Raw genomic sequence first — 22,012 nt, forward strand, 5'->3', positions numbered from 1 at the left:
AACTTTATATAGCTGATAAATCTGAGAAACAACTCGTAGAGAATGCGCGAAGATATCGCCGAATTTCTTCGTAAACTGCTGTAAACTAAAGAATCCGGCGATGTTCATTTTCCTCAAGCTTCTTCTGCCTTTAAAGAGTTAGGAAGAGGAACTTCTACTTTTTTCTTTTTAGTATTGAAAAACAAATTCAGGATAATAGCAGCAAGACTTCCTGTAATAACACCGTCACTTACAAGAATGCTTAAAAAAGATGGAAGGGATGCAAAGAGATTAGGAACAGCGGTTACACCGAGTCCAAGTGAGATAGAGCACGCTATAATAAGTAAGTTATTGTTCGTGAATTCAACATTACTCAACATTCGCATTCCGGAAGAAATCACCATCCCGAACATGATAACGGTTGCCCCTCCAAGAACAGCATTTGGAATAATCGTCGCAAATGCGGCGATCTTTGGAATAGAGCCAAGAAAGATTAAAATACCGCCTGCTGCAACGACAACGTTACGTGTTTTAATTCCAGATAGTTCTACAAGTCCGACATTTTGAGCGAACGTATTGTATGGGAATGCATTAAAAATACCGCCTAAAAAGATAGCTAAACCTTCCGCTCTGTAGCCATTTGCAAGTTCTTGTTCTGTTAAAGAACGATCGCAAATCTTAGCAAGGGCAAAGAACACTCCTGTTGATTCAATCACAATAACAAGTCCGACGATAAGCATTGTCAAGATAGCTCCAGGTTCAAAAGTTGGCAAACCAAAGTAAAAAACTTGTGGGAAGTGAAACCATGAAGCTTCTTTTACAGGATCTAGATTTACTTTACCTAAAAAAGCAGCAAAAATAGTACCAGCGATAATGCCAATTAAAACGGAAAGGGAGCGCATAAATCCTGAGAAAAAACGGTTCACAGCTATGATAAGAAAGAGCACGCTAAAAGCTAACAGTAAGTTCTCGCTAGAACCGAAGTCTGAACTATTTGCTCCGCCTCCCATGTTTTTAATTGCCGTTGGAACAAGGGATATCCCAATAATCGTAACAACCGTTCCTGTGACAACAGGAGGAAAGAAGCGGACAAGTTTTCCTAGAAACGAAGAAGCGAAAAAGATAAAGAGACCTGTGACAATAATAGCTCCATAGATAGCAGGAACTCCGTACTGAGAACCGATGCTAATCATGGGTGTTAAGGCTACAAAAGAACTGCCAAGAATAACAGGTAATCCAATTCCGAGATGCTTGCTTTTTAATGTTTGGAGAAGGGTAGCAATGCCGCATGTTAACAAATCAATTGCGACAAGATATGCTAATTCTTCCGCATTTAAACCAAGTGCTCTTCCTACAAGTAAGGGAACAAGGATAGCTCCGGCGTACATTGCTAAAACGTGCTGAAGACCAAATGAAAAAATTTTTCCTCGTGACTGCCGAGTGTTCATTAATCAACCTCTCCTCTTTTAAAATACTTTTAGGTGTTAAGTTAAATAACATGTTACGTTAGAAAAAAGGTTAAGTCATTAGTTAAAGTAACTAATGTTTTTATATTTATTGTGAAAATATTATGAAAATTATGAAATAAATAACTTTTTATGTTATAAAATATAACATTTGTAGTTTACAACATTGTTCCAATACGGAGAGCTAGTCTTAACCTTAGCGTTGTATCAGGATCTTTTAAACTTTTTCCAAGCAGTTCTTCACATTTCTCAAGACGATAAATAACCGTATTGCGATGCACGTATAATCGTTTTGCTGTTTCGGATATTTGACAGTGAGTTTCTAGAAAAACAGAGAGTGTATGCAATAAGCGTTGCTCTTCATCTTGGGTGTGAGAAGAAAGTTTGTGAAGCGTATGATCATAAAACTTTTTTAAATCCTGTCTAGGAACGACTCTTAGAAGTTCTGTGACATCTTTTGTTTGATATGTTTGAATAAACTGCATGCTTCCAGAGAAATGACCTGTATCAAGGGCATCGAGAGCTTCTTCGTAAGCACTTTCTATTTCAAATAAGTTTTGAGTAATGTTGCTTATCCCGAAAGAAATCGTTCTCTGAAAGCTTGCTAAAACTCCTTTTTGAATATGTTGTAAGGCTGAAACCATTGTTTCATGAAGACCAATCCATCTATCATTTACTTCTACAAAAATAACGCCAATCGTTCCATTAAGAAAGAAGTGACAAGGCCATGGAATAGATTCAAGCTCTTCCTCTAAAAATTCATATACAACGTCGGTTTCCATTTGGTGGGCTGTAAAGCTGATGCCTTTTTCATTTCGATCAAGTTTTGTTGCGATAAGAATATATTTTTGCTCACAGTTTAGCCCAAATTCTTTTGTGCGGTTTCTTGTTTCATCTTTTGATGTGAATTTTCCATCTACAAAGTTAGTGAAAAACTCATTTTTTGCTCTTCGTTCGTATTGTTTTAAAGCACTTTCCTTCATCAGCTCAAAAGCAATAACATTTGCTGCTTGTTCAATCATCAAAATCTTTCCTTGATCAAGTTTGGCAAGGTTCTCTTTGACTAGTAGAGAGCCGCATCTCTTTTCGTGTGTTGGAACTGGGAAAGCGGAAAAAACTTCATGTGTATCTCGAATAGAGAAACATGAATAAGGAGTTTTTTTAAGGAAAAAAGAAGTGTTTTGCGTGTTCCATTTCTTTGAGCTTTCTGGAGCTTTTTCATCATAATGGGTTTGAGTTAAAAGTTTGTAATGCTGGTTAAGAAGTAGAACAGGAGAGCCAATCATAAGAGATAGATTTTGTAACAACTCATCAATGCTGCGTCCGCTTAAAACATGATTTGTGAACTGTTGATGAGCGTGAATGGCTTGCTGCAGCTCATTTGTTCTCGTGTTTAAAATGGTGCCTAATGTATTGTTTACGACATCTCCAAGGGCAACGCTTTCAGGTATTTCAATAATGGGAAAGGAGAGTTTATTTGCGAGTGCTAAAACATCAGCTGGCAGTTCTTTTAAAAACCGTTTTGTTTTTATACAAAGACCTGCACAGTTTTGTTCATGCATTTTTTTAATTAACGATAAAAGCGCTGAAGGATCATCTTTGAAATGATAAGCTGTTGTGAGAAGTAAGTCGTCTTTTGATAAATAGTGAATAATGTCAGGAGCGTCCATCATGTTCACATGCTGAACGTTTCTATGAAGTCCTGAGTGTCCTGCTAATGTGAATGCTTCTTCTAGAGAAGGAAGCTCTAATACGTCTTTTACTTTCACATTCTCACCTCTTTCTTTAAAAAGCATAAACGTAGTGATCTAACCTTTTGAGAAATTAGCTAGTATAACTAAAAAGATGCGTGAAAACGAACGTTTTTACCGATGATTATTTTCTATATTAGCAGTAAAGTTCAGAAGATAAATCATTAGTGTTAAGAAACTTAACATAAAAAAAGGAAACAAGAAGGAATACAGTGTTAAAAGAAGAATACATAAAAATAAAATTGTAAAAAAGGAAGGGAAATATGCTAAGTATTCGTAAAGCTACCGAACAAGATGCAACACATATTGTTGAGATTAAAAATGAGATTGCAAGAAACACGACATTTTTTCTTCGATCAAAAGATGATGAAGAAGAAAGGGAAGAAGACTATAGAAGAAAGATAGGAGAACGAGAGAAAAAAGGAGGATTAACAATTGTAGCAGAGGAAGGTGGAAAGGTGATTGGATTTCTATCGTTTTCGAGAGTTCCTTACGTTCGCTTCTGTCATACGGGAACATTCGGAATGGGCGTAAAGAGGGATTCTAGAGGAAGCGGTGCTGGGAGTTCTTTGCTTCAGTATCTTATCAGATGGGGGATGGAAGAAGAAGGGCTTGAAAAAATTGATCTTGAAGTTTTTTCCCACAACGAAAAAGCCATCCGACTTTATCAGAAATTTGGTTTCTGCGAAGAAGGACGACAAAGAAAAGTAATGAAAATACGAGAAGAACAATATAGTGATGTTATTTTCATGGGGGTGTTTGTTTAATATACATAATGAAAAAGAGCTTTTACATAAGCCGTAATAGTAAGTTCTCCTTTTTCAATGGGAGGGCCACCTTCAGCACTTAGCGCTTTTTGGGCAAAAGGAGTGAACGCTGTTCCTTCTTCTCTTCTTCTCTCTACTATTTTTAATGGAATAGGATTTACTTTTACGCCAATAGATTTACTTAAGCTGCGTGCTTTATGTTGAACGCTGAGAAGCGCATTACTTAAAGCTTCTTCATAAGCGGCTTCAGTATTTGATAGACTAAGCTGCATACTATGAGTTGTTGTTGCTCCGTTCTCAAGAGCTGTTTCATAGACAAGACCAAGAAGAGACAAATCTTTCACTGTAACAAGGAGGAGATGTTGAACTTCATAGTCTTTTAAAGTTGATACTCCTTCAATATAATCATAGCGAGGATAAATAGAATATGAGCTTGTTCTAATGTTTTGCTCTAAAATTCCCAAAGTTTTTAAAGCTTCAATAACGTTACGGGAGCGGGTAGTATTTTCTTCTTGGGCTTTCACTGGATTTTTACTATTTGTTACAATCCCAATGATCAATGAAGCTTGATCAGGTTCCATAACCACTGTTCCTTCTCCTTCAAGAAGCATTGTATTCATCAATAATTCTCACTCTCTTTCCTTACATATAATAAATTTCTCCTATTTCTAGCATATGTTTCTTTTTCTTCTCTATGAATAGAAAGAGAGGATGATGGTCGTAATGCTTGACACCTTTTATCATCAATACGTATAGTTACATTGTGAACTTATGTAAGTTTAAAAGAATGGATGAGAAGCTTGGATAAAAGCAAAGAAAAAGACGGAGGGAATTCATGAGCAAAAAGAAAAAGCAAAAGCAAGGATATAAAAACACATCCAAAACAAAATCATCAAACATATGGTTTTATATTATTATTGCTGTTTTTGTTATAGGAGCTGTTGGATTAGTTGTTCTAAACAATATGGGAGATGAAAAGGCTTCTTTTGATTATAAAAATCAACCTGTTCTAGGGGAAGAATCAGCGCCAGTTCAAATTGTAGAGTTTGGAGATTATAAATGTCCGGTTTGTAAGACATTCAACGAAACTTACTTTCCACAGATTGATAAAGAGCTTATTCAAACAGGGAAAGTTCAGTTTCACTTTATGAATTTCCCATTCATTAACAATGATTCAACGCGTGCAGCTCAATTTGCAGAAGTAGTGTACAAGGAGCTTGGTGACGAAACATTTTGGAAGTTCCATGAAAGTTTATACAAAAATCAGCCTGCTGATTATAAATATGAAAAAATTGACTTTCTAACAGAGAAAGAATTAACAGAGCGTTTGAGTGAGTTTGCAAGTCAAGAAGAAGTAGATAGAGTTGTTAAAGCCTTCAAAGATGGAGAAGGAGAAAAACCGCTTAATGAAGATCTAAAGGTTGTTAATGATCTTCAAATTAACTCTACTCCAACTGTTTATGTAAATGGAAAGCTTTATGAAGGCAAATCATATGAAGATCTAAAGAAGATGGTTGAAGAAGAACTAGAAGATGCAAAGTAAGTAGAGTGTAAAAAGGCTAGCTCATGGTGAGTTAGCCTTTTTGTTTTTATTTATAGCAAAGAAATATACCAACAAATAGTAGAATATTGGATTGTTTTTACATAAAAATGAAAAAGTTACTTTAACACTCTTTTTAAAATATGATGTGGATTCTATACGTGTAATATTATATTATTATATAAGAAATAGAGAAAGTGAATTCTTGTTTAATTAGTATAAAACATTTATAATTAAACACATTTAGGTATGAAGATTCATATCTAAGTGTTCTCAAATTGAGCTCTAAAGGTTTTACAGCTTAGAAACGAAATCATCAAAAGACAACATTTAAGGGTAAATGTTTGAGAGGGGTTAAGAAAATGAAAAAGTTTGGGTTGGCTACACAAATTTTTGTTGGCCTAGCCTTAGGAATTGCTGTAGGTGCCATTTTTTATGGGAATGAAACGGCGATGGCAATTCTTCAACCAATTGGGGATATTTTTCTAAATCTAGTTAAAATGATTGTTATTCCTATTGTCGTATCAGCTCTTGTTGTATCAATTGCTGGAGTAGGGGATATTAAAAAATTAGGTAAACTAGGTGGGAAAACACTTCTTTATTTTGAAATTGTGACAACAATTGCTCTTCTAATAGGGTTGCTCGCTGCTAATTTATTTCATCCTGGTACAGGGATTGAAATGGGGAACCTTGAAAAAAGCAATATATCTTCCTATGAAGAGACTGCTCAGACAGAAGAGAAGGGAAGCATTGCGGATCAATTTGTGCACATTATACCAAGTAACATTGTGCAATCCTTAGCTGAGGGAGATTTACTAGCGATTGTCTTTTTCTCGGTCCTATTAGGCTTAGGCGTAGCGGCTGTTGGAGAAAAAGGAAAGCCTGTACTAAGTTTTTTTGAAGGCTTATTAGAGGCTATGTTTTGGATCACAAATTTAGTTATGAAATTTGCTCCTTTTGGCGTTTTCGCTTTAATTGGTGTGAACGTAGCGAAGTTTGGAATTGGTTCACTAATTCCATTAGGTAAGCTTGTTCTTGTTATCTATTTAACAATGTTCTTCTTCGTTTTTGTTGTCTTAGGAATTATCGCTAAGATGGCAGGAGTAAATATCTTTGTCATTATGAAGATTTTAAAAGAGGAGCTTATCTTAGCTTTTACAACAGCAAGTTCAGAAGCTGTTTTACCAAAATTAATTGATAAAATGGAAAAGTTCGGCTGCCCAAAAGCTGTGACATCGTTTGTTATTCCAACAGGTTATACATTCAATTTAGACGGCTCTTCTATTTATCAAGCGATCGCAGCCATCTTTATTGCTCAAATGTATGGAATTCATCTGTCTATCGGAGAGCAAATCACTCTTCTACTCGTACTCATGTTAACTTCTAAAGGGATGGCGGGCGTTGCAGGTGCCTCATTTGTTGTTGTGATAACAACGCTAGGAACAATGGGGTTACCACTAGAAGGAATGGCTTTCATTGCTGGAATTGACCGTATTTTAGATATGCTTCGTACATCTGTAAATGTAGTCGGTAATGCTTTAGCTTCTATTGTGATGTCAAGATGGGAGGGAAATTTTGACAAACAAAAAGCAGCAGAATATACGGCTTCACTTAAAAAGTCGAACGCTGCTTAAAAAGAGCTAGATTCATTTTAATTATAGCGTGGACAAAAACCTTTACTCTAATAGAGTAAAGGTTTTTTTGAACCCGTATTTTCAAATAACAAGAAGACTTAGAAAATGCGAGGTATAGAAACTTTTTTAATTTTAGTACTTCTAACCGTGTTTAATACATTCTTGCTTTGTTAGTTGTACAATATCCTTTAAAAGACTTTTTGAATGGTTACTAGACGGGTAAAGATTAGTAAAGAGAAAGGGGGAGAAGGGAGGAAGAAATGAAACGAACAGCTAAAGGTAAATTTGTGTTCGCAATCGGACTTCTTTTATTTATTATCGGTTTTGTTGGATGGATGAATTTTTTTGATCACAGTATTATACAAGACAACGGAATGGTGAAATTTACAGCTATCTTAGGACTTCTTCTTATTCTGCTTTCTAATTTCTTAAGAAAGAAGGGAGCTTAAGTGAGCAAGAGCGAGAAACGGGTAAAACCCTCTCTTTCTAAGAGAGGGTTTTACTCGTTTCTATTTAATTCACCATACAATGAAATGAATAAATGGTAAAAAATGTATTTTAATGGCTTTTAGAAGAGGAAAAGGTACTAGATTCTTATGGTAATAAATTACCATGTTTTCCATATTGAAATTAGGTTGACTTTTTAATGAAATTATGTAATAAATTAGTAATGTAAGTTTAATATTTTAGTAACACTTTAGGAGAAGTAAGATTGAAAAAGTTTGGGCGCATGTTGCTAGCCCTAAGTCTTATAATGACGGTTATTATTCCGTTTCAGCACGCAGACGCTAGCAGCAAATTTACAGACGTGACTCTTTACGAAAAAGAGATTAATTTCCTTGCAGATAAGGGAATTATTAATGGGTATAATAATGGTACTTTTCAACCTGAAGCATCTATCAAAAGAATTCAAGCTGTACAAATGCTTCTGCGTGCAAAAGGAGTAAAGGATTTAAGCGGAGCTCCAGATCCGAATTTTGCCGATTTGAAAAAAGGCGATTACGGTTATGAGGAAGCAGCTAAAGCTGTTCAGCTTGGCTTTATTTCTAGGAAGCAAGATTCAAAAACAGGCAAGAAATATTTTAATCCATGGGATACTCTTACAAGAGGGCAAATGGCTAAGGTTTTAAGCCTTGCTTATCATCTAAAAGGAACGACTGTTAGCGAGTTTTACGATGTGCCAAGCACAGATGGCTTTTACACATACATCAATGCATTAGCATACAATAACGTAACAACAGGTTATTCTAACAATACATTTAAGCCATATCAGTCTATTTCACGTCAGCATTTTTCCGTTTTTCTAGCTCGTACGCTTGATTCTTCTTTCAAAGAAGAATCAAGCTTACTATAACAGGTGGATTAAAGCCAAATCCACGCAAAACGTACATTTATAGCTATCCGTTTGATGAAAATTATAGTGAAACAGTAAAGTATACAGGTACAATTTCTGGCATTGACAACTGGACAGGCCGAGACACAGACGGAGATACGTACGATTATGCTTATAGCGAAGATACGGACGGCTTTATTGCTGGATGGCAAGACGGCTTTATTTCTTCGACAGTCCCATATCCGCTTAAATTAAATACAAAGTGGACAGATGATTTCTACGAAGATGAAGACCCTATTACATATGTGGTTACTTCAATGAACAAAACGATTACAACTCAAGCAGGCATTTTTAAAAATGCAATTGAAATAAAAAGCAGCCTTGACACGTCTGAATACTATGTTCGAGGTGTTGGACTTGTGTTAATGCTTGATACTTCTGTCAAGCCGGCTGAAAAAATGCAAGAACTTAAAAAGATTTACTAATGTGAAAAGCTAGTAAGAGGATTTCCTTTTGCTAGCTTTTTCGTTGGATGTCAATATGCGTAGAAAAGAGCTTTGAAAAGGGCTTATTCTCATAAAAAACTAGCTTTTCTATCCATTCATGGTACAATACGAAAAGTAACTATTCTTCATAAAAAACATAGAAAAATGGTTTCGCATGTGCTGAAACCATTTTTTATTTTATGAACGTAAAAAGCAAGGAGTGCTAAATATGAGCTTTCAATCACTAGGAATTAGTATAGAAGTATGTGAAAGATTAAAAGCAGGAGGAATTGTAAAACCGACGCCAGTCCAAACGAAAGCGATTCCTGCGGTTTTAAAAGGACAAGATGTTATTGCAAAAGCGCAAACAGGAACAGGAAAGACGCTTGCATTTCTTCTTCCAATTTTAGAAAAACTAGATCTTGAAGATGAAAGTGTGCAAGCATTAATCGTTGCTCCAACGCGCGAGCTTGCTCTTCAAATTACAGATGAGAGCAATAAGCTCACTAAGCAGCTTGGCTTGCCAGAGGCACTTGCTGTTTATGGAGGGCAAGACGTTGAACGTCAAATGAGAAAACTGCAAGGAAACGTAGGAATTGTTGTGGCAACACCAGGCCGGCTTCTCGACCATTTGCGCCGAGGAACGATTAGCCTGCAGAACGTTCGAACGCTTGTTTTAGATGAAGCAGATCAAATGCTTCATATTGGCTTTTTAAATGAAGTGGAGGAAATTATCGCTCAAACGCCAAAAAATCGTCAAACCCTTCTGTTTTCGGCTACGATTTCGGATGGAGTACGTAAATTATCGAAAAAACATTTAAAACAAGCTGTTGATATTACGATTAAAGCTGAAAAAGTAACGGTTAAAGAAATTAAACAGTTTATTATTGAAACAACAGACCGCAAAAAACAGTATGATTTATTAGAAACGTTAAAAACACATAGACCTTTTTTAGCCGTTATTTTCTGTCGTACAAAACGTCGTGCTGGCGTCTTAAATGATGCTTTAAAACGTAATGGCTACAAATCAGAAGAGCTTCACGGAGATATTACGCAAGCAAAGCGTGAAAAAGTAATGAAGAGCTTTCGAAATGCAGAAATACAGCTTCTTGTCGCAACAGATGTAGCAGCTCGCGGTCTTGATGTAGAAGGAGTAACACACGTTTTTAACTACGATATTCCAGAAGATGCAGAAAGCTACATTCACCGAATTGGTCGAACAGGAAGAGCGGGTGGAAAAGGACTAGCGATTACTTTTGTGGCTGAGAAAGACGAAAGAACAATGACGCTTATTGAAAAGGAAATTCGCTTTAAGCTTAAACGTAAAACAGTAGATGATGAGCCACTTCGTTCTCAACAAAAAAGAGCGCCTCAAGGGGAACGAAAGCAAACGAAAAAAGAACCGAAGAGAGAAGGAAAGCGTGAAAGTCAGGCCTCTTCTCCTACAAGAGGAAAAAGGGGCAAAGGAACAGACTCCCCAAAAAGAGGGCGGAAAAAAGAAGATAAAGGTGGCAGAAGCAGCCGCGGGAGCAGAAATGATCGTCAAAACAGCTTTGGAAAAAACAGCGGCCGCAAAGCTGGAAAGCCAAGTCGTCCAAAACGATCAAGATAAACAGGGAGAACTTCTTCAATATGAAGAAGTTCTTATTTTTTTAAAAACCTAAATGTGATATATTGGTTTTATGAATAAAAATAAGAAAATAAAAAAAATTATTCGTCCGTCATTACGTGATCAAGTTTATGAAGGTCTTAAGTCAGCTATTATGACGCTAGAATTTCAGCCTGGTGAACGATTGCATGATCACCAGCTAGCAGAAGACTTTGGGGTTAGTCGCACTCCTGTGCGTGAAGCATTAAAAAGACTCGAAGATGAAGGTCTTGTTGAATCTTCCCCAGGATCTTCAACAAAAGTTGCTCCTTTATATAGCGAGGAGGCGAAACATACATTTGTAGTTGTGGCAGCTTTACATGCTCTTGCAGCAAGGTTAGCATTTCCATTCCTAGGAGAGGAGGAAATAAAAGAGCTCTCAGACGCAAATGAAACCTTTAAATACCGAGTGAGAGAGAGAGATGCTCGAGGTGCGATTGAAGAAGATTACCGTTTTCATAACGTATTTGTGAGAGCTTCTAAAAATCCAGAAATTGAAAAAATGCTCGCACGCCTTATCGGAAATGTATATCGGCTTGAGCTTTCTAAATTTAGCTCTGTAGAAGGGGAAAGTTCATATAGAGATCACCAAGAAATTATTGAAGCTGTTCAAAAAGGTCAGAAAGAGAAAGTAGAGAAGCTTGTTGAAAAAAACTGGCTCACTCTAGGAGATAAACTCGCTCGGTAATAGAGCTAGGAGGAGATAAAATGCGTCCTATTTTATTAGGGATTTTAGCTTCTCTCTTTTTTGCTTCCACATTTGTGTTAAATCGCTTTATGGAAGTAGAAGGAGGAAGCTGGGTTTGGAGTGCTGTGCTTCGTTTTGTTTTTATGATTCCATTTTTGTTGTTCATTGTCTATCGTAAGCGAAAATTATTTCACTTAATAAAAGAAATAAAACAAAAGCCTTGGAGCTGGCTTTTATGGAGCACGGTTGGCTTTGGCTTATTTTATGCACCGCTTTGCTTTGCGGCTGCTTACGGTCCTGGGTGGCTTATTGCAGGAACATGGCAAATTACCATTTTATCTGGGTCATTATTAGCTCCACTTTTTTACGCAAGAGTTAAAAGGGGTTCAGAGTATATTTTAGTAAGAGGGCGTATTCCATATAGAAGTCTTTTATTTTCTTCTTTCATTTTACTAGGTGTTGTATTTATGCAAATAGAGCATGCAACCGAAATTTCTTTACGAAGTATGATTCTGTGTGTTCTGCCTATTCTAATCGCTTCTTTTGCATATCCTCTTGGCAATCGTAAGATGATGGAAGTTTGCGAGGGAAAGGTAGATCCATACGAGCGTTTGTTAGGAATGACGATTGCAAGCATGCCATTTTGGGGTATTTTAACAATCTATGGACTCTTTGAAGAAGGAGTGCCAAGTGTAAATCAAACGGTACAGTCACTTATTGTTGCGTTACTTTCAGGAGTTTGTGCAACAGCGCTTTTCTTTGCGGCAACAGACCTTGTGAAACATGATATGCAAAAGCTTGGGGCAGTGGAAGCAACGCAGTCATTTGAAGTTCTTTTTGCTCTTTTAGGAGAAGTTTTATTACTTTCGGCTCCGTTACCAACAGCTATTTCATGGATGGGGATTTTGTTTGTTGTCGGCGGCATGATGGCTCAAAGCTATGCTTCAAATAGAAAGATTAAAAAAGAACAAAGTTTATCTATGTAATCCTTAACATGTACTTTAATAAAATCATGTTCTAAAAGCAAAGGTGAAAAAATGAATAAAAAGATTGCTATTATTGGCGGAAGAGGGACAGTCGGGAAAAAATAAGTAAAAAAGCATTAGAAAAAGGCTATAGCATCAAAATGCTAACTCGATATCTTGAAGAAAGTGGGAGTGAAATTTGCTTCATTAAGGGAGATGCTCGGAATAAAGAGGATATAAAAGAACTAATAAAAGGATGTGATGCTGTTATTAATACTGTTGGACATCCTAAAAGTGAAAAGCCTTTTTATAGCACGGTAACTTCACATATTATACAGGGAATGAAAGAGCTAGGAATAAAACGTTATATTGTAGCGACAGGAGCGTCTTTAACGCTGAATGGGGATGAAAAAACATTTCTAAATCAAGTAGGCGCAAATCTGTTTCAACTCTTTTTTTCGCCGATGATGAAGGAAAAAGAAAAGGAATACGAACTTTTAAAAGCAAGCTCGCTAGACTGGACGCTTATTCGTCTTCCTTTTGTTGTAGACAAGAAAGGAAAAGGACATATTAAAGTAGCGATAAAAAATATGCCAGGAAAAGTAATTACAAACGAAGATATAGCGAGTTTTTTGATTTCTCAATTAGATAGTAAAAAATATATAAGATGTACGCCGTTTATCTCGAATTAATCATTGGTAATCTTATACTAGACATGATAAAATGGCGCTTACAAAAAGGTAAACTTAGATAGAAAACAGGTGAAAGTATGGCTTTCGGTATTAAACGAAAAGAGTTAGAAAATTGGAAGAGAGTCGTTGAGGAGGGTGAAATTGCATTTTTGACCCACTATTGGCTTGATGATCGCTTTCCAAACGCTAAAACGGTCACAAAAGTAGGCTGCAGCAATATAGAGCATTTAATCGCTTGGGGAGAGAAATATAATCTTCCTAAAAAAGCGATTGATAACCGTTCAGGGTACCCTCATTTTGATTTGTTAGGAGAAAAACAAATTGAGATTATGACAAAGGAAAACCGTCTAGATCAGCTTAAGCGATTTACATAAGTTAAAAGAACACCTGGTGGCAGGTGTTCTTTTAACTTATAAGGAGTTTTTTGATTTTTGTTTAGCGCTTACATTTTTCTGTTTAGCAAGTAAGAAAAAAGGGAAGAGAAGAAGTAAAGAAACACCGACAACCTCAAAAAAAAAAGGGAATTTTTGTAGCTTAAAAATAATTATTAAAATAAGTTGAATTATCTGAAATTTCTGTTACAATATAAAAAAGGACAAGGAGTTGATTTCTTATGAAAGACAATGCAGTTAATCCTTCTCAATCCCCTAAAGTAAATGTTACGGACTCGCTTATTGCTGAAATGGTATTGGATCAAGCTTTAAACGCGTTTCGAGAGCAACAAATCCAAAAGGAAATCGACCAGTCACTAGAGAATCAGAACAAAGAAGAATTTTTACGGTTAACGGAAGAGCTGAAAAATCTCTCTGCCGTATAGCTTAATAGATGAACGTTAAAAGAAGAAGCAACTCTGCTTCTTCTTTTTTGTATTGTTTTACATCATAACAAATAGGGTAAGAAAATGCAGGGGCTTGAAATTAATGGGAATAAGTTTGGCTAGGAAAGCTAACGATGATAAAAAGATTCAATTTATTTATCATATGAAATTCTTTTCACATAAAGACGGTAAAATAGATTGCTAAGTTGAGCCTTTTTGTTTTACACTGTAAGAATGCTAAAATATTGTAGCGCTTATTCTTTACTAAAAGCATACTAATCATTGTGGAGAGAGATAAAATGGAAAATGAAACCCCAAAAACGTATAATGTCATTGAACTCTGCTTACTTGCCGGAAAATTGATGCTTGAAAGTGGAGCAGAGACAAACCGAGTCGAAGATACGATGATGAGAATTGCCGCTTCATATGGAATAGGTCGTACACATAGCTATGTTACCCCAACAGGTATTATTTTCTCTGTTGAAGGCCAAGGAGAACCAACAAAATTAATTCGCATTTCAGACAGAACAACAGACCTTCATAAGGTGAGTGTTGTGAACAGCATTTCCCGTGAAATTAGTACAGGGACAGTGCCCGTTGAAGAGGCATTCAAACGATTAAAAGAAGTTGAAACAGAGAGCATGACATATCCTATTCGTATTCAGGTTCTTGCAGCTTCTATTGCAAGTGGCTGTTTCTTATTTTTGTCACAAGGCGGATGGAGCGATTTTTTCCCTGCTCTTATTACAAGTGGTATTGGATTCTCTTGCTTTATTTATTTTCATCGTATTGTCCGCGTTAAATTTTTAGCTGAGTTTCTAGCCTCTCTTATTATTGCTCTTATTGCGTATGCTTTTGTTACAAAAGGGCTTGGAAACGAAATTGATAAAATTATTATTGGCTCACTCATGCCACTTGTACCGGGACTTTTAATTACAAATGCAGTAAGAGATCTTATGTCAGGGCACCTCATTTCAGGGCTTGCAAAGGGAGCAGACGCCTTTTTAACCGCTTTTGCTATTGGAGCAGGGGTTGCCGCGGTTATTTTTACAGTTTTATAACTTACAGAGGAAAGGAATATGTAATATGATGATTGATCAGATTTTAACAAGTTTCGTTGCTTCCGCTGCCTTTGGCATTATTTTTAACGCACCGAGACATTCAATCATTAAATCGGGCTTTGTTGGCATGTTTGGCTGGTGTGTTTATAGCCTGCTTGTAGCGGACGCTGATACAGATGCAATAGTGGCCACACTTGTGGCTGCATTTGCTATTGCAATTGTCAGCCAAGTGTTTGCGAAGCTTTATAAGACACCGATTATCATTTTTAACGTAGCTGGAATCATTCCTCTTGTACCAGGTACGCTTGCTTACAATTCAATGCGAAATATTGTTGAAAATAACTATGCGTTAGCAGCTCAATTCGGGGCAAAAGCGCTTATGATTTCAGGCGCTATTGCAATGGGGCTTGTACTATCTGAGATTTTCAATCAAATGATTCGTCGTGTAAGGTTATAAAAAAGCGCAGGAAATCTCTCCCGCGCTTTTTTTAGTGTGCTGGTGTTAAAACGAATTTTTCAAGAGCTTTTGGAATACCTTCATTCATGTTTGTATCTGTTACATAGTCTGCTTTTTCTTTAATGTCATCAGGGGCATTCCCCATAGCAACTCCAAGACCCGCGAACTCAAGCATAGCAAGGTCGTTATAGCTATCACCAAATGCAATAACTTCCTCACGTTCAATACCAAGTTTTTTAATAAGTTGGCTCAAGCTCGTTCCTTTTGTTACTCCAGCCTCTGTAAACTCTAAGAAATAAGGCTTCGATCTCATAACGCTAAGAATGCCGTTCAGTTCTCTTTGGAGTTTCTTTTCTACAAGTGCTAGCTTTTCAGGATTATCCACCATAAGAACTTTTACAACAGGAGTTGTGATGGCTTCTTTAAAATTAGAAACTTCATTAATTGGCAATCCTGTAATCTGTCCCTCAATATCTGTAAATTCATTGTTTTTTGGCGTTACAATTGTATCGCCTACATACGTATGAATGCCTACGTCTTCTTTGCTACTTAAGTTGTATAAACGGTGCACTGTTTCAGGAGAAAGGGTACTGCTGAAAAGTTCTTCCTTTGTTTTATAATTAATAATTTTAGCTCCATTGAAAGACAAGATAAAACTTCCATACTCATCTAAATGAAGTTCCTTCGCAATATCAAGCATTGCATATGTAGGACGTCCAGAAGCTAAGACGACTTTTACACCGCTCTCTTGTGCATCCATTAGTGCTTTTTTTGTTAATGGTGAGATGGTATGATCGTCACGCAAAAGGGTATCATCTAAATCTAGCACAATCATTTTATAGGCCATTATTTTCGCTCCTTTTCTTTTCTATGTTCATATCGTACTATAAATCTCTCTAATAGAAAATAAAAAAAAGATTGTTATTTTTTATGAATGATGTTATATTAATAAAGCGATGAGCTAATTGCATAAGACGAAAAATGAGCTTTTGCTCAACATATGAATGTGGTCATATGGTTTTTCGCCGCAATACGTCAGAGAGGCCGTTTATACGGCCTCTTTTTGTGTTGTACAGAAATCCGTGAAGAAGTAGTCTCTTCATGGATTTTTTGTGTTTCTTTTAAATTAAATAGGGTAAAGAGAAGAAAAGCCATAACGATGGGGGAGGAATAATCGTGAATAAAGAAAACTATATTGAAGCAAGAGAGGAGCTTCAAAGAAGTTTAACGAATATTTCAAACGCATATATTTCTTTAAACCAAGATTTAATGGAACAAAGAAAAACGATAAAAGAAGTGAATATAGGATATAGAGAGCTTTTAAAACAATATACTTCTTGCTTAGAAGACATGAAGAAGTTAGCTGTACCAGAACAGTATAACAACAATCATCAAAGCGCTCTGAAAACTGTTCCGATGTTTATAGAATCTGTAGAAATGTTACTTGAAAAAGCAAGCTTTGACGAAGAAGCATTGAAGCTTTCCTTTGCTAAAAGAAAGCAAGCAGAGATTGAGATGCAAACGTTGGAGAATAAGCTAAAAGAAACAGAAAAAGCATCCATTGCATAGGATGCTTTTTTACTCTATTCATTGTTAAGTACATTATATAATGTAAATTATACTTGATAAATTAATGATAAAAGGGCAAACTTTTAGTAGAACGGATAATGAAATAAGAGAGAAAAGTTCTTTGGAGGAGCAAAAGGATGAACCTGTATAATCATGAGTTTATTTTTAACATTGGGGTTTCTGCTATTTTATCTATCATTATTGGCCTTGAACGTCAGCTAAAGAAAAAACCGTTAGGACTCAAAACATGCGTTGTAATTGGGATTACAAGCTGTTTATTAACAAGCGTGTCCATTGAGGCTGCCTATCAGTTCGCAGAAGAGTATGAGCGACCGATGGATCCTCTTCGATTGGCTGCGCAAATTGTATCTGGGATCGGATTTTTAGGCGCAGGTGTAATTTTACGCCGAAATAACGATATTATTTCTGGATTAACAACAGCAGCGATGGTATGGGCAGCAGGAGGCGTCGGAATTGCTTGTGGAGCAGGCTTTTGGTTCGAAGCCATTCTAGCGACAGGGTTGCTTATTATAAGCGTTGAAATTTTACCTGTTTTAATTAAAGGAATCGGTCCGAAAAAGCTTCGTGAAAAAGAACTGAAAGTAAAGATTGTAGTAGATAACGATGAAAAAATGACGGATATCTTGAAAGAACTAAAACAGCGTAAAATGAAGGCGCAAAAAGTTCGAATTAAAGATTTGAAAAATAGTGATCATCTTCAGCTTGAGTTAAGTCTTTTAGTAGATGAAAATATTTACACAACAGAAGTGTATTATGAGCTGAAACATATTGAGCATATTGTAAGCGTTGAAATGGAATCCTTATAAAAAGCGAAAGCCTACAGGCTTTTCGCTTTTTATTCTGGTTCTTTTTTATTATGGATATCAGTTTCTTTTGCCATTTCAGTACTATAAGCAAGACGGCGTTTGAAGCGCATATCTTTCACTTTTCTTTCTTTCGGTACATAATTAAGGAAATAGCGATGAACAAGTACTTCAGCTCCTGTAATAATTAGCGCAGATAAGATGCTTCCCCAAGCTACTTGCGGGTAGCTATCAAAAAGAATACTTCCAAAAATCCAAACGCTCATATACGTTAGCAAAAATTCGACAATAATAGCTTCTCTGTTGCCAAGACGGCGCAAGATGATTTGATCGCCAATTAAGTATGAAGCAACTGTTACGAACAAACTAAATGAGAGAATATCAACAATTGTGGCATCAAAAAATAAATCAAGTGCAATTGCAAAAGCAATAATAGAACAAATAAATTTTACAAGCAGCGCTTTTAGATGATTCATATCCGATCCTCCTTTTTATTTTTAGTGTGAACGGAAGAATAAAGTTTTATACTCGGGTAACATGTCCCATAACGTTAGGAAGGAATGAAAGTGAAATGAAACTGAGCATACTCGATCAAGCACCGATTTCAAAAGGACAAGACGCTCACCAAACACTTGAAAAATCAGCACAGCTTGCTTTATACGCGGAGTCGTTAAGATATAGCAGATATTGGTTTGCAGAACATCATGGAACAAGAGGGCTTGCAAGCACAGCTCCTGAAATATTAATGAGTCATATTGCAGCTAAAACCTCATCTATTCGTGTTGGTTCTGGAGGAGTGCTTTTACCACAATATAGTCCATTTAAAATTGCCGAAGTATTTCAGCAACTGGAAGCTCTTTATCCAGGACGAATTGATCTTGGTATCGGTAGGTCTCCAGGCGGACCAGAGAAAATTAGAAGAGCGCTCGGGGATACGGAGGAAAATGGTTTGAAAGCTTATCCAAGAAAGCTTCAAGATGTTATCTATCATCTTCATCGAACGCTTCCAGGAAGTCACTCCTACAGCGGCATTAAAGCCGCCCCTCTAACGGACAAGCCTCCTGCGCTTTGGACGCTAGGGCTTGGGGAGAATAGCGCTTCCCTAGCTGCAAGTCATGGAGTAGGCTATGTTTTCGGCCATTTTATTTCTCCGAACAGGGGAGCAGAAGCGTTAAAGACGTATAAAGCATCGTTTAAACCTTCCATGTACTTGCAAAATCCTGCTTCAATTGTAGCGGTCTTTATTATTTGTGGGGAAAGTGATGAGGAAGCAGAGTTGCTTGCTTCAAGTCAAGACTTATGGCTCCTTCAGGTTGAGAAAGGGTTAGACAGTCGTGTTCCGAACATAGAAGAAGCAAAAGCTTATCATTACACAGAACGAGACCAAGAGAAAATACGTCAAAATCGAAAGCGAATGATCATTGGTTCACGTGAAACAGTAAAGAGAGAGCTTCTTAATTTGATGAATCGATATGGTGCAGATGAAGTGATGGCTCTTGCGAATATATATGATTTTGAAGAAAAGAAAAAATCATTTAAGCGTTTGGCAGAGATATTTCTATAAAATAAAAGATCCCGCTAATGCGGGATCTTTTATTTTAATTTATCGTTTAATACACTATCTTCCAAGACAGAAAACTTGTCTCCGTAAACTTTCGTAATATGAGAAGCTCCCCAGTTGCACAAGGCATCTAGAATGCTTTCTAAGCTTTTTCCATACTCGCTTAGCTCATATTCCACTTTAGGTGGTACTTGCTGATACACGATGCGATTTACAATGCCATCTTCTTCAAGCTCTCGAAGCTGTTGAGTGAGCATTTTTTGCGTAATGTTTGGCATAAGGCGCTTTAATTCACTTGTTCTTTTTTTACCGTGCGTTAAATGACAAAGAATAACGCATTTCCATTTTCCTCCGATAACTTCAAGCGTTGCTTCTACTGAAATGTTGTATTTCTTTTTTGTCTCAAGCTTTTTTTCCATTTTTTTCTCCTTTTCTATAGGCACTAAAAAGTACCTACAGCACTTTAAAGTGCGTTCTTCCTTTTTCTATTCTTATCTCCCATAATAACATTTACCGGCGGTTTATTAGATTCTTTTTTTACTGTAACTTGTTTTTTAAAAAAAAACAAACAAACCAAAAATCAATAGATAAAGGAGGAAGTTTTTCATGTCTTTAAGTAAAAAACAAAGTACGTTTGCACTGCTTGCTTTAGCAGTGAGTGCTTTTGCTATAGGAACAACAGAATTTATTAGTGTAGGACTTTTGCCGCTTATTTCCGAAGATCTAAATATTTCGGTTACAACAGCAGGTCTAACCGTTTCTTTATATGCACTAGGAGTAACATTTGGAGCACCGGTCTTAACGAGCGTTACTTCTAATATGTCAAGAAAGTCACTTTTACTGTGGATTATGATTGTCTTTATTATCGGAAATATAATCTCAGCAGGGGCTATTCACGTTAGCATGCTTCTTCTTGGAAGAGTTATCGCTGCTTTTTCTCACGGTGTTTTTATGTCAATTGGTTCAACAATTGCTGCTGATCTCGTTTCAAAAGACCGTCGGGCAAGCGCAATTTCTATAATGTTTACAGGGTTAACGGTGGCGACCGTTACAGGAGTGCCGTTTGGAACTTTTATTGGTCAGCAGTTTGGATGGCGTCTTGCTTTTGTCACAATTGTTGTCATTGGAATTGTTGCTTTTATCGCAAATAGTATACTAGTGCCAGGAAACTTGTCAAAAGGACAAAAAACAACAATTAAAGATGGAGTGAAATTAGTAACAAATGGTCGTTTATTGCTTGTGTTTGTTATTACAGCTCTTGGATATGGTGGAACATTTGTTGTCTTTACGTACCTTTCACCACTTTTACAAGATGTAACAGGTTTTAAAGGAAGTACTGTTGCTGTTCTTCTTCTTCTTTACGGAGTAGCAATTGCGATTGGAAACATGGTTGGTGGGAAACTTTCTAACCAAAACCCGGTAAGAGCGCTGTTTTACATGTTTATTTTTCAAGCACTTATTCTGTTAGCATTGTTTTTCACCGCGCCTTTCAAAGGGATAGGGTTAGCGACAATCTTGATGATGGGACTTTTCGCATTTATGAACGTTCCCGGTCTGCAAGTATATGTTGTAATGCTTGCAGAGCGATTTGTACCAAGTGCTGTGAACGTGGCGTCTGCGATTAACATTGCAGCGTTCAATGCAGGAATTGCGCTTGGTTCTTATTTTGGAGGAGTCGTCACAAACTCACTTGGTCTTGTTCATACAACATGGATTGGAGCCTTGATGGTAGCTGGCGCTGTACTTCTAACAGGGTGGAGTCGCTCTTTAGAAAGAAAAGATCAAAAAGCTGGAAGAAACATTGCTTAGCAAGGATAAGAAAACATTTTAGGAGGATTTTAATAATGAAAAACTTACAGGATACAGTAACACTATACAATGGAGTCAAAATGCCTGGATTTGGACTAGGCGTGTTCAAAGTAGAAGAGGGGAAAGAGCTTGTAGAGGCTGTGAAAAATGCAATTAAGCACGGGTACAGAAGCATTGATACAGCTGCTATTTACGGCAATGAAGAGGGAGTTGGCGTTGGCGTTAAAGAAGCTTTGGAAGAAAACAATTTACGTCGTGAAGACCTATTTATCACATCAAAAGTATGGAATGATGGTTTAAGCTATGAAGAAACAATCTCTGCTTATGAAGAGAGTTTGAAAAAACTTGGTCTCGATTATCTTGACCTTTATCTTATTCACTGGCCAGGAAAAGATCAGTATAAGGAGTCTTGGAGAGCACTTGAAACTCTTTATAAAGAAGGAAAAGTGAAAGCAATTGGCGTAAGCAATTTTGAAGTTCATCATTTAGAGGGATTATTGAAGCAAGCTGAAATTAAACCAATGATTAACCAAGTCGAGTACCATCCTCGCTTGACTCAAAGTGAAGTAAAGGCTTTTTGTGAGGAGAACGAGATTCGTTTTGAAGCATGGTCACCACTTATGCAAGGAGAGCTTTTACAAAATGAAGAGTTGACGCACATTGCCAAACATCATGGAAAATCTGTTGCTCAAATTATTCTTCGCTGGGATGTTCAAAATGGAGTGATTACAATTCCGAAATCAACAAAAGAACATCGCATTATTGAAAATGCCAACATTTTTGATTTCCAATTAACAAAAGAAGAGATGCAACAAATTAGCTCCTTAAATGAAAATCGTCGTGTTGGTCCAAATCCAAATGAATTTAACTTCTAAATGAAGGTAGAGAACGCATATAACTTTAGTTATATGCGTTTTTTATTGGAACTTTTTTCTTGTTTTTTCGTATATAGTATAGAGAAAAAAA

25 protein-coding genes are annotated in these 22,012 nt (G+C 36.6%); 19 read left to right on the forward strand and 6 right to left on the reverse strand.

All coding sequences use genetic code 11. The features are described from left to right. Positions 1-113 precede the first annotated feature (113 nt). Together MOC86_RS15050 and MOC86_RS15055 are read right to left on the reverse strand one after the other, a co-directional pair. Positions 114-1,427, reverse strand: a complete 1,314-nt coding sequence (locus MOC86_RS15050) for a nucleobase:cation symporter-2 family protein (RefSeq protein ID WP_268584889.1) — start codon at positions 1,425-1,427, stop codon at positions 114-116. 176 nt (positions 1,428-1,603) lie between these two features. Then, complete coding sequence (locus MOC86_RS15055; RefSeq protein ID WP_268584890.1) at positions 1,604-3,214, reverse strand: PucR family transcriptional regulator; 1,611 nt, start codon at positions 3,212-3,214, stop codon at positions 1,604-1,606. 245 nt (positions 3,215-3,459) lie between these two features. Here MOC86_RS15055 and MOC86_RS15060 point away from each other — a divergent pair, with 245 nt between their 5' ends. Then, positions 3,460-3,963 (forward strand): GNAT family N-acetyltransferase, encoded by a 504-nt coding sequence (locus MOC86_RS15060; RefSeq protein WP_268584891.1) that lies wholly within the window; start codon positions 3,460-3,462, stop codon positions 3,961-3,963. On the opposite strand, the gene MOC86_RS15065 is transcribed toward MOC86_RS15060, so the two are convergent. After that, positions 3,960-4,583, reverse strand: coding sequence for an SIMPL domain-containing protein (locus MOC86_RS15065; protein ID WP_268584892.1), 624 nt, complete (start codon positions 4,581-4,583; stop codon positions 3,960-3,962). The genes MOC86_RS15060 and MOC86_RS15065 overlap by 4 nt on opposite strands. Before the next feature lie 215 nt (positions 4,584-4,798). On the opposite strand from MOC86_RS15065, the gene MOC86_RS15070 reads away from it, so the two are divergent. The 13 genes from MOC86_RS15070 (at position 4,799) to MOC86_RS15130 (ending at position 15,283) form a co-directional block, all read left to right on the forward strand. After that, entirely contained in the window at positions 4,799-5,506 is a 708-nt protein-coding gene (locus tag MOC86_RS15070; RefSeq protein ID WP_268584893.1) for a DsbA family protein, read from the forward strand. A 359-nt stretch (positions 5,507-5,865) separates the two neighbouring features. After that, a complete protein-coding gene (locus tag MOC86_RS15075; protein WP_268584894.1) occupies positions 5,866-7,137 on the forward strand; it encodes a cation:dicarboxylate symporter family transporter in 1,272 nt (423 codons plus the stop codon). Between the two features lie 260 nt (positions 7,138-7,397). Next, positions 7,398-7,586 (forward strand): hypothetical protein, encoded by a 189-nt coding sequence (locus MOC86_RS15080; RefSeq protein ID WP_243510424.1) that lies wholly within the window; start codon positions 7,398-7,400, stop codon positions 7,584-7,586. 263 nt (positions 7,587-7,849) lie between these two features. Next, positions 7,850-8,491: an S-layer homology domain-containing protein gene (locus tag MOC86_RS15085; protein ID WP_268584895.1), complete on the forward strand. Its 642-nt coding sequence runs from the start codon at positions 7,850-7,852 to the stop codon at positions 8,489-8,491. A gap of 296 nt (positions 8,492-8,787) precedes the next feature. Further along, entirely contained in the window at positions 8,788-8,955 is a 168-nt protein-coding gene (locus tag MOC86_RS15090) for a hypothetical protein (protein WP_268584896.1), read from the forward strand. 229 nt (positions 8,956-9,184) lie between these two features. Further along, positions 9,185-10,567 carry a DEAD/DEAH box helicase gene (locus tag MOC86_RS15095; protein ID WP_268584897.1) on the forward strand — a complete coding sequence of 461 codons (1,383 nt, stop codon included), beginning with the start codon at positions 9,185-9,187 and terminating at the stop codon, positions 10,565-10,567. Between the two features lie 70 nt (positions 10,568-10,637). Continuing rightward, complete coding sequence (locus tag MOC86_RS15100; protein ID WP_268584898.1) at positions 10,638-11,291, forward strand: GntR family transcriptional regulator; 654 nt, start codon at positions 10,638-10,640, stop codon at positions 11,289-11,291. Between the two features lie 20 nt (positions 11,292-11,311). After that, positions 11,312-12,277 carry a multidrug resistance efflux transporter family protein gene (locus MOC86_RS15105; protein ID WP_268584899.1) on the forward strand — a complete coding sequence of 322 codons (966 nt, stop codon included), beginning with the start codon at positions 11,312-11,314 and terminating at the stop codon, positions 12,275-12,277. Between the two features lie 140 nt (positions 12,278-12,417). Beyond that, a complete protein-coding gene (locus tag MOC86_RS15110; RefSeq protein WP_419146643.1) occupies positions 12,418-12,948 on the forward strand; it encodes an NAD(P)-dependent oxidoreductase in 531 nt (176 codons plus the stop codon). Between the two features lie 77 nt (positions 12,949-13,025). Continuing rightward, the gene (locus tag MOC86_RS15115; protein ID WP_268584900.1) at positions 13,026-13,322 is read left to right on the forward strand and encodes a hypothetical protein; all 297 of its coding nucleotides are present in this window, start codon (positions 13,026-13,028) and stop codon (positions 13,320-13,322) included. A gap of 239 nt (positions 13,323-13,561) precedes the next feature. Beyond that, positions 13,562-13,765 carry an IDEAL domain-containing protein gene (locus MOC86_RS15120; protein WP_019395464.1) on the forward strand — a complete coding sequence of 68 codons (204 nt, stop codon included), beginning with the start codon at positions 13,562-13,564 and terminating at the stop codon, positions 13,763-13,765. Between the two features lie 299 nt (positions 13,766-14,064). Beyond that, on the forward strand, positions 14,065-14,826 hold the full coding sequence (locus MOC86_RS15125) for a threonine/serine exporter family protein (RefSeq protein WP_268584901.1): 762 nt from the start codon (positions 14,065-14,067) through the stop codon (positions 14,824-14,826). Positions 14,827-14,851: 25 nt separating this feature from the next. Beyond that, positions 14,852-15,283, forward strand: a complete 432-nt coding sequence (locus MOC86_RS15130) for a threonine/serine exporter family protein (RefSeq protein WP_193399801.1) — start codon at positions 14,852-14,854, stop codon at positions 15,281-15,283. Between the two features lie 31 nt (positions 15,284-15,314). Here MOC86_RS15130 and MOC86_RS15135 read toward each other — a convergent pair whose 3' ends face one another. Further along, positions 15,315-16,130: a Cof-type HAD-IIB family hydrolase gene (locus MOC86_RS15135; RefSeq protein ID WP_268584902.1), complete on the reverse strand. Its 816-nt coding sequence runs from the start codon at positions 16,128-16,130 to the stop codon at positions 15,315-15,317. A 329-nt stretch (positions 16,131-16,459) separates the two neighbouring features. On the opposite strand from MOC86_RS15135, the gene MOC86_RS15140 reads away from it, so the two are divergent. After that, positions 16,460-16,852: a hypothetical protein gene (locus MOC86_RS15140; protein ID WP_268584903.1), complete on the forward strand. Its 393-nt coding sequence runs from the start codon at positions 16,460-16,462 to the stop codon at positions 16,850-16,852. A 137-nt stretch (positions 16,853-16,989) separates the two neighbouring features. Then, complete coding sequence (locus MOC86_RS15145) at positions 16,990-17,679, forward strand: MgtC/SapB family protein (RefSeq protein WP_268584904.1); 690 nt, start codon at positions 16,990-16,992, stop codon at positions 17,677-17,679. A 29-nt stretch (positions 17,680-17,708) separates the two neighbouring features. On the opposite strand, the gene MOC86_RS15150 is transcribed toward MOC86_RS15145, so the two are convergent. Continuing rightward, a complete protein-coding gene (locus MOC86_RS15150) occupies positions 17,709-18,152 on the reverse strand; it encodes a YndM family protein (protein WP_268584905.1) in 444 nt (147 codons plus the stop codon). A gap of 95 nt (positions 18,153-18,247) precedes the next feature. Between MOC86_RS15150 and MOC86_RS15155 the strand changes: the two genes are divergently transcribed. After that, positions 18,248-19,240: an LLM class flavin-dependent oxidoreductase gene (locus MOC86_RS15155; protein WP_268584906.1), complete on the forward strand. Its 993-nt coding sequence runs from the start codon at positions 18,248-18,250 to the stop codon at positions 19,238-19,240. Positions 19,241-19,269: 29 nt separating this feature from the next. On the opposite strand, the gene MOC86_RS15160 is transcribed toward MOC86_RS15155, so the two are convergent. Continuing rightward, positions 19,270-19,656, reverse strand: a complete 387-nt coding sequence (locus MOC86_RS15160) for a winged helix-turn-helix transcriptional regulator (RefSeq protein ID WP_268584907.1) — start codon at positions 19,654-19,656, stop codon at positions 19,270-19,272. A gap of 187 nt (positions 19,657-19,843) precedes the next feature. On the opposite strand from MOC86_RS15160, the gene MOC86_RS15165 reads away from it, so the two are divergent. Both MOC86_RS15165 and MOC86_RS15170 read left to right on the forward strand, forming a co-directional pair. After that, on the forward strand, positions 19,844-21,046 hold the full coding sequence (locus MOC86_RS15165; protein ID WP_268584908.1) for an MFS transporter: 1,203 nt from the start codon (positions 19,844-19,846) through the stop codon (positions 21,044-21,046). Positions 21,047-21,078: 32 nt separating this feature from the next. Next, positions 21,079-21,921 carry an aldo/keto reductase gene (locus tag MOC86_RS15170; protein WP_268585084.1) on the forward strand — a complete coding sequence of 281 codons (843 nt, stop codon included), beginning with the start codon at positions 21,079-21,081 and terminating at the stop codon, positions 21,919-21,921. The last annotated feature ends 91 nt before the right edge of the window (positions 21,922-22,012 follow it).

The organism is Priestia endophytica (assembly GCF_026790145.1).
GTDB lineage: Bacteria > Bacillota > Bacilli > Bacillales > Bacillaceae_H > Bacillus_I > Bacillus_I endophytica_A.

Bases quoted from the DNA above. Each gene is read 5' to 3' on its own strand.
- MOC86_RS15050 (WP_268584889.1), bottom strand. From the start codon at position 1,427: ATGAACACTCGGCAGTCACGAGGAAAAATTTTTTCATTTGGTCTTCAG.
- MOC86_RS15060 (WP_268584891.1), top strand. From the start codon at position 3,460: ATGCTAAGTATTCGTAAAGCTACCGAACAAGATGCAACACATATTGTT.
- MOC86_RS15065 (WP_268584892.1), bottom strand. From the start codon at position 4,583: ATGAATACAATGCTTCTTGAAGGAGAAGGAACAGTGGTTATGGAACCT.
- MOC86_RS15070 (WP_268584893.1), top strand. From the start codon at position 4,799: ATGAGCAAAAAGAAAAAGCAAAAGCAAGGATATAAAAACACATCCAAA.
- MOC86_RS15075 (WP_268584894.1), top strand. From the start codon at position 5,866: ATGAAAAAGTTTGGGTTGGCTACACAAATTTTTGTTGGCCTAGCCTTA.
- MOC86_RS15080 (WP_243510424.1), top strand. From the start codon at position 7,398: ATGAAACGAACAGCTAAAGGTAAATTTGTGTTCGCAATCGGACTTCTT.
- MOC86_RS15090 (WP_268584896.1), top strand. From the start codon at position 8,788: ATGAACAAAACGATTACAACTCAAGCAGGCATTTTTAAAAATGCAATT.
- MOC86_RS15095 (WP_268584897.1), top strand. From the start codon at position 9,185: ATGAGCTTTCAATCACTAGGAATTAGTATAGAAGTATGTGAAAGATTA.
- MOC86_RS15100 (WP_268584898.1), top strand. From the start codon at position 10,638: ATGAATAAAAATAAGAAAATAAAAAAAATTATTCGTCCGTCATTACGT.
- MOC86_RS15105 (WP_268584899.1), top strand. From the start codon at position 11,312: ATGCGTCCTATTTTATTAGGGATTTTAGCTTCTCTCTTTTTTGCTTCC.
- MOC86_RS15110 (WP_419146643.1), top strand. From the start codon at position 12,418: ATGCTAACTCGATATCTTGAAGAAAGTGGGAGTGAAATTTGCTTCATT.
- MOC86_RS15115 (WP_268584900.1), top strand. From the start codon at position 13,026: ATGGCTTTCGGTATTAAACGAAAAGAGTTAGAAAATTGGAAGAGAGTC.
- MOC86_RS15120 (WP_019395464.1), top strand. From the start codon at position 13,562: ATGAAAGACAATGCAGTTAATCCTTCTCAATCCCCTAAAGTAAATGTT.
- MOC86_RS15125 (WP_268584901.1), top strand. From the start codon at position 14,065: ATGGAAAATGAAACCCCAAAAACGTATAATGTCATTGAACTCTGCTTA.
- MOC86_RS15130 (WP_193399801.1), top strand. From the start codon at position 14,852: ATGATGATTGATCAGATTTTAACAAGTTTCGTTGCTTCCGCTGCCTTT.
- MOC86_RS15135 (WP_268584902.1), bottom strand. From the start codon at position 16,130: ATGGCCTATAAAATGATTGTGCTAGATTTAGATGATACCCTTTTGCGT.
- MOC86_RS15145 (WP_268584904.1), top strand. From the start codon at position 16,990: ATGAACCTGTATAATCATGAGTTTATTTTTAACATTGGGGTTTCTGCT.
- MOC86_RS15150 (WP_268584905.1), bottom strand. From the start codon at position 18,152: ATGAATCATCTAAAAGCGCTGCTTGTAAAATTTATTTGTTCTATTATT.
- MOC86_RS15155 (WP_268584906.1), top strand. From the start codon at position 18,248: ATGAAACTGAGCATACTCGATCAAGCACCGATTTCAAAAGGACAAGAC.
- MOC86_RS15160 (WP_268584907.1), bottom strand. From the start codon at position 19,656: ATGGAAAAAAAGCTTGAGACAAAAAAGAAATACAACATTTCAGTAGAA.
- MOC86_RS15165 (WP_268584908.1), top strand. From the start codon at position 19,844: ATGTCTTTAAGTAAAAAACAAAGTACGTTTGCACTGCTTGCTTTAGCA.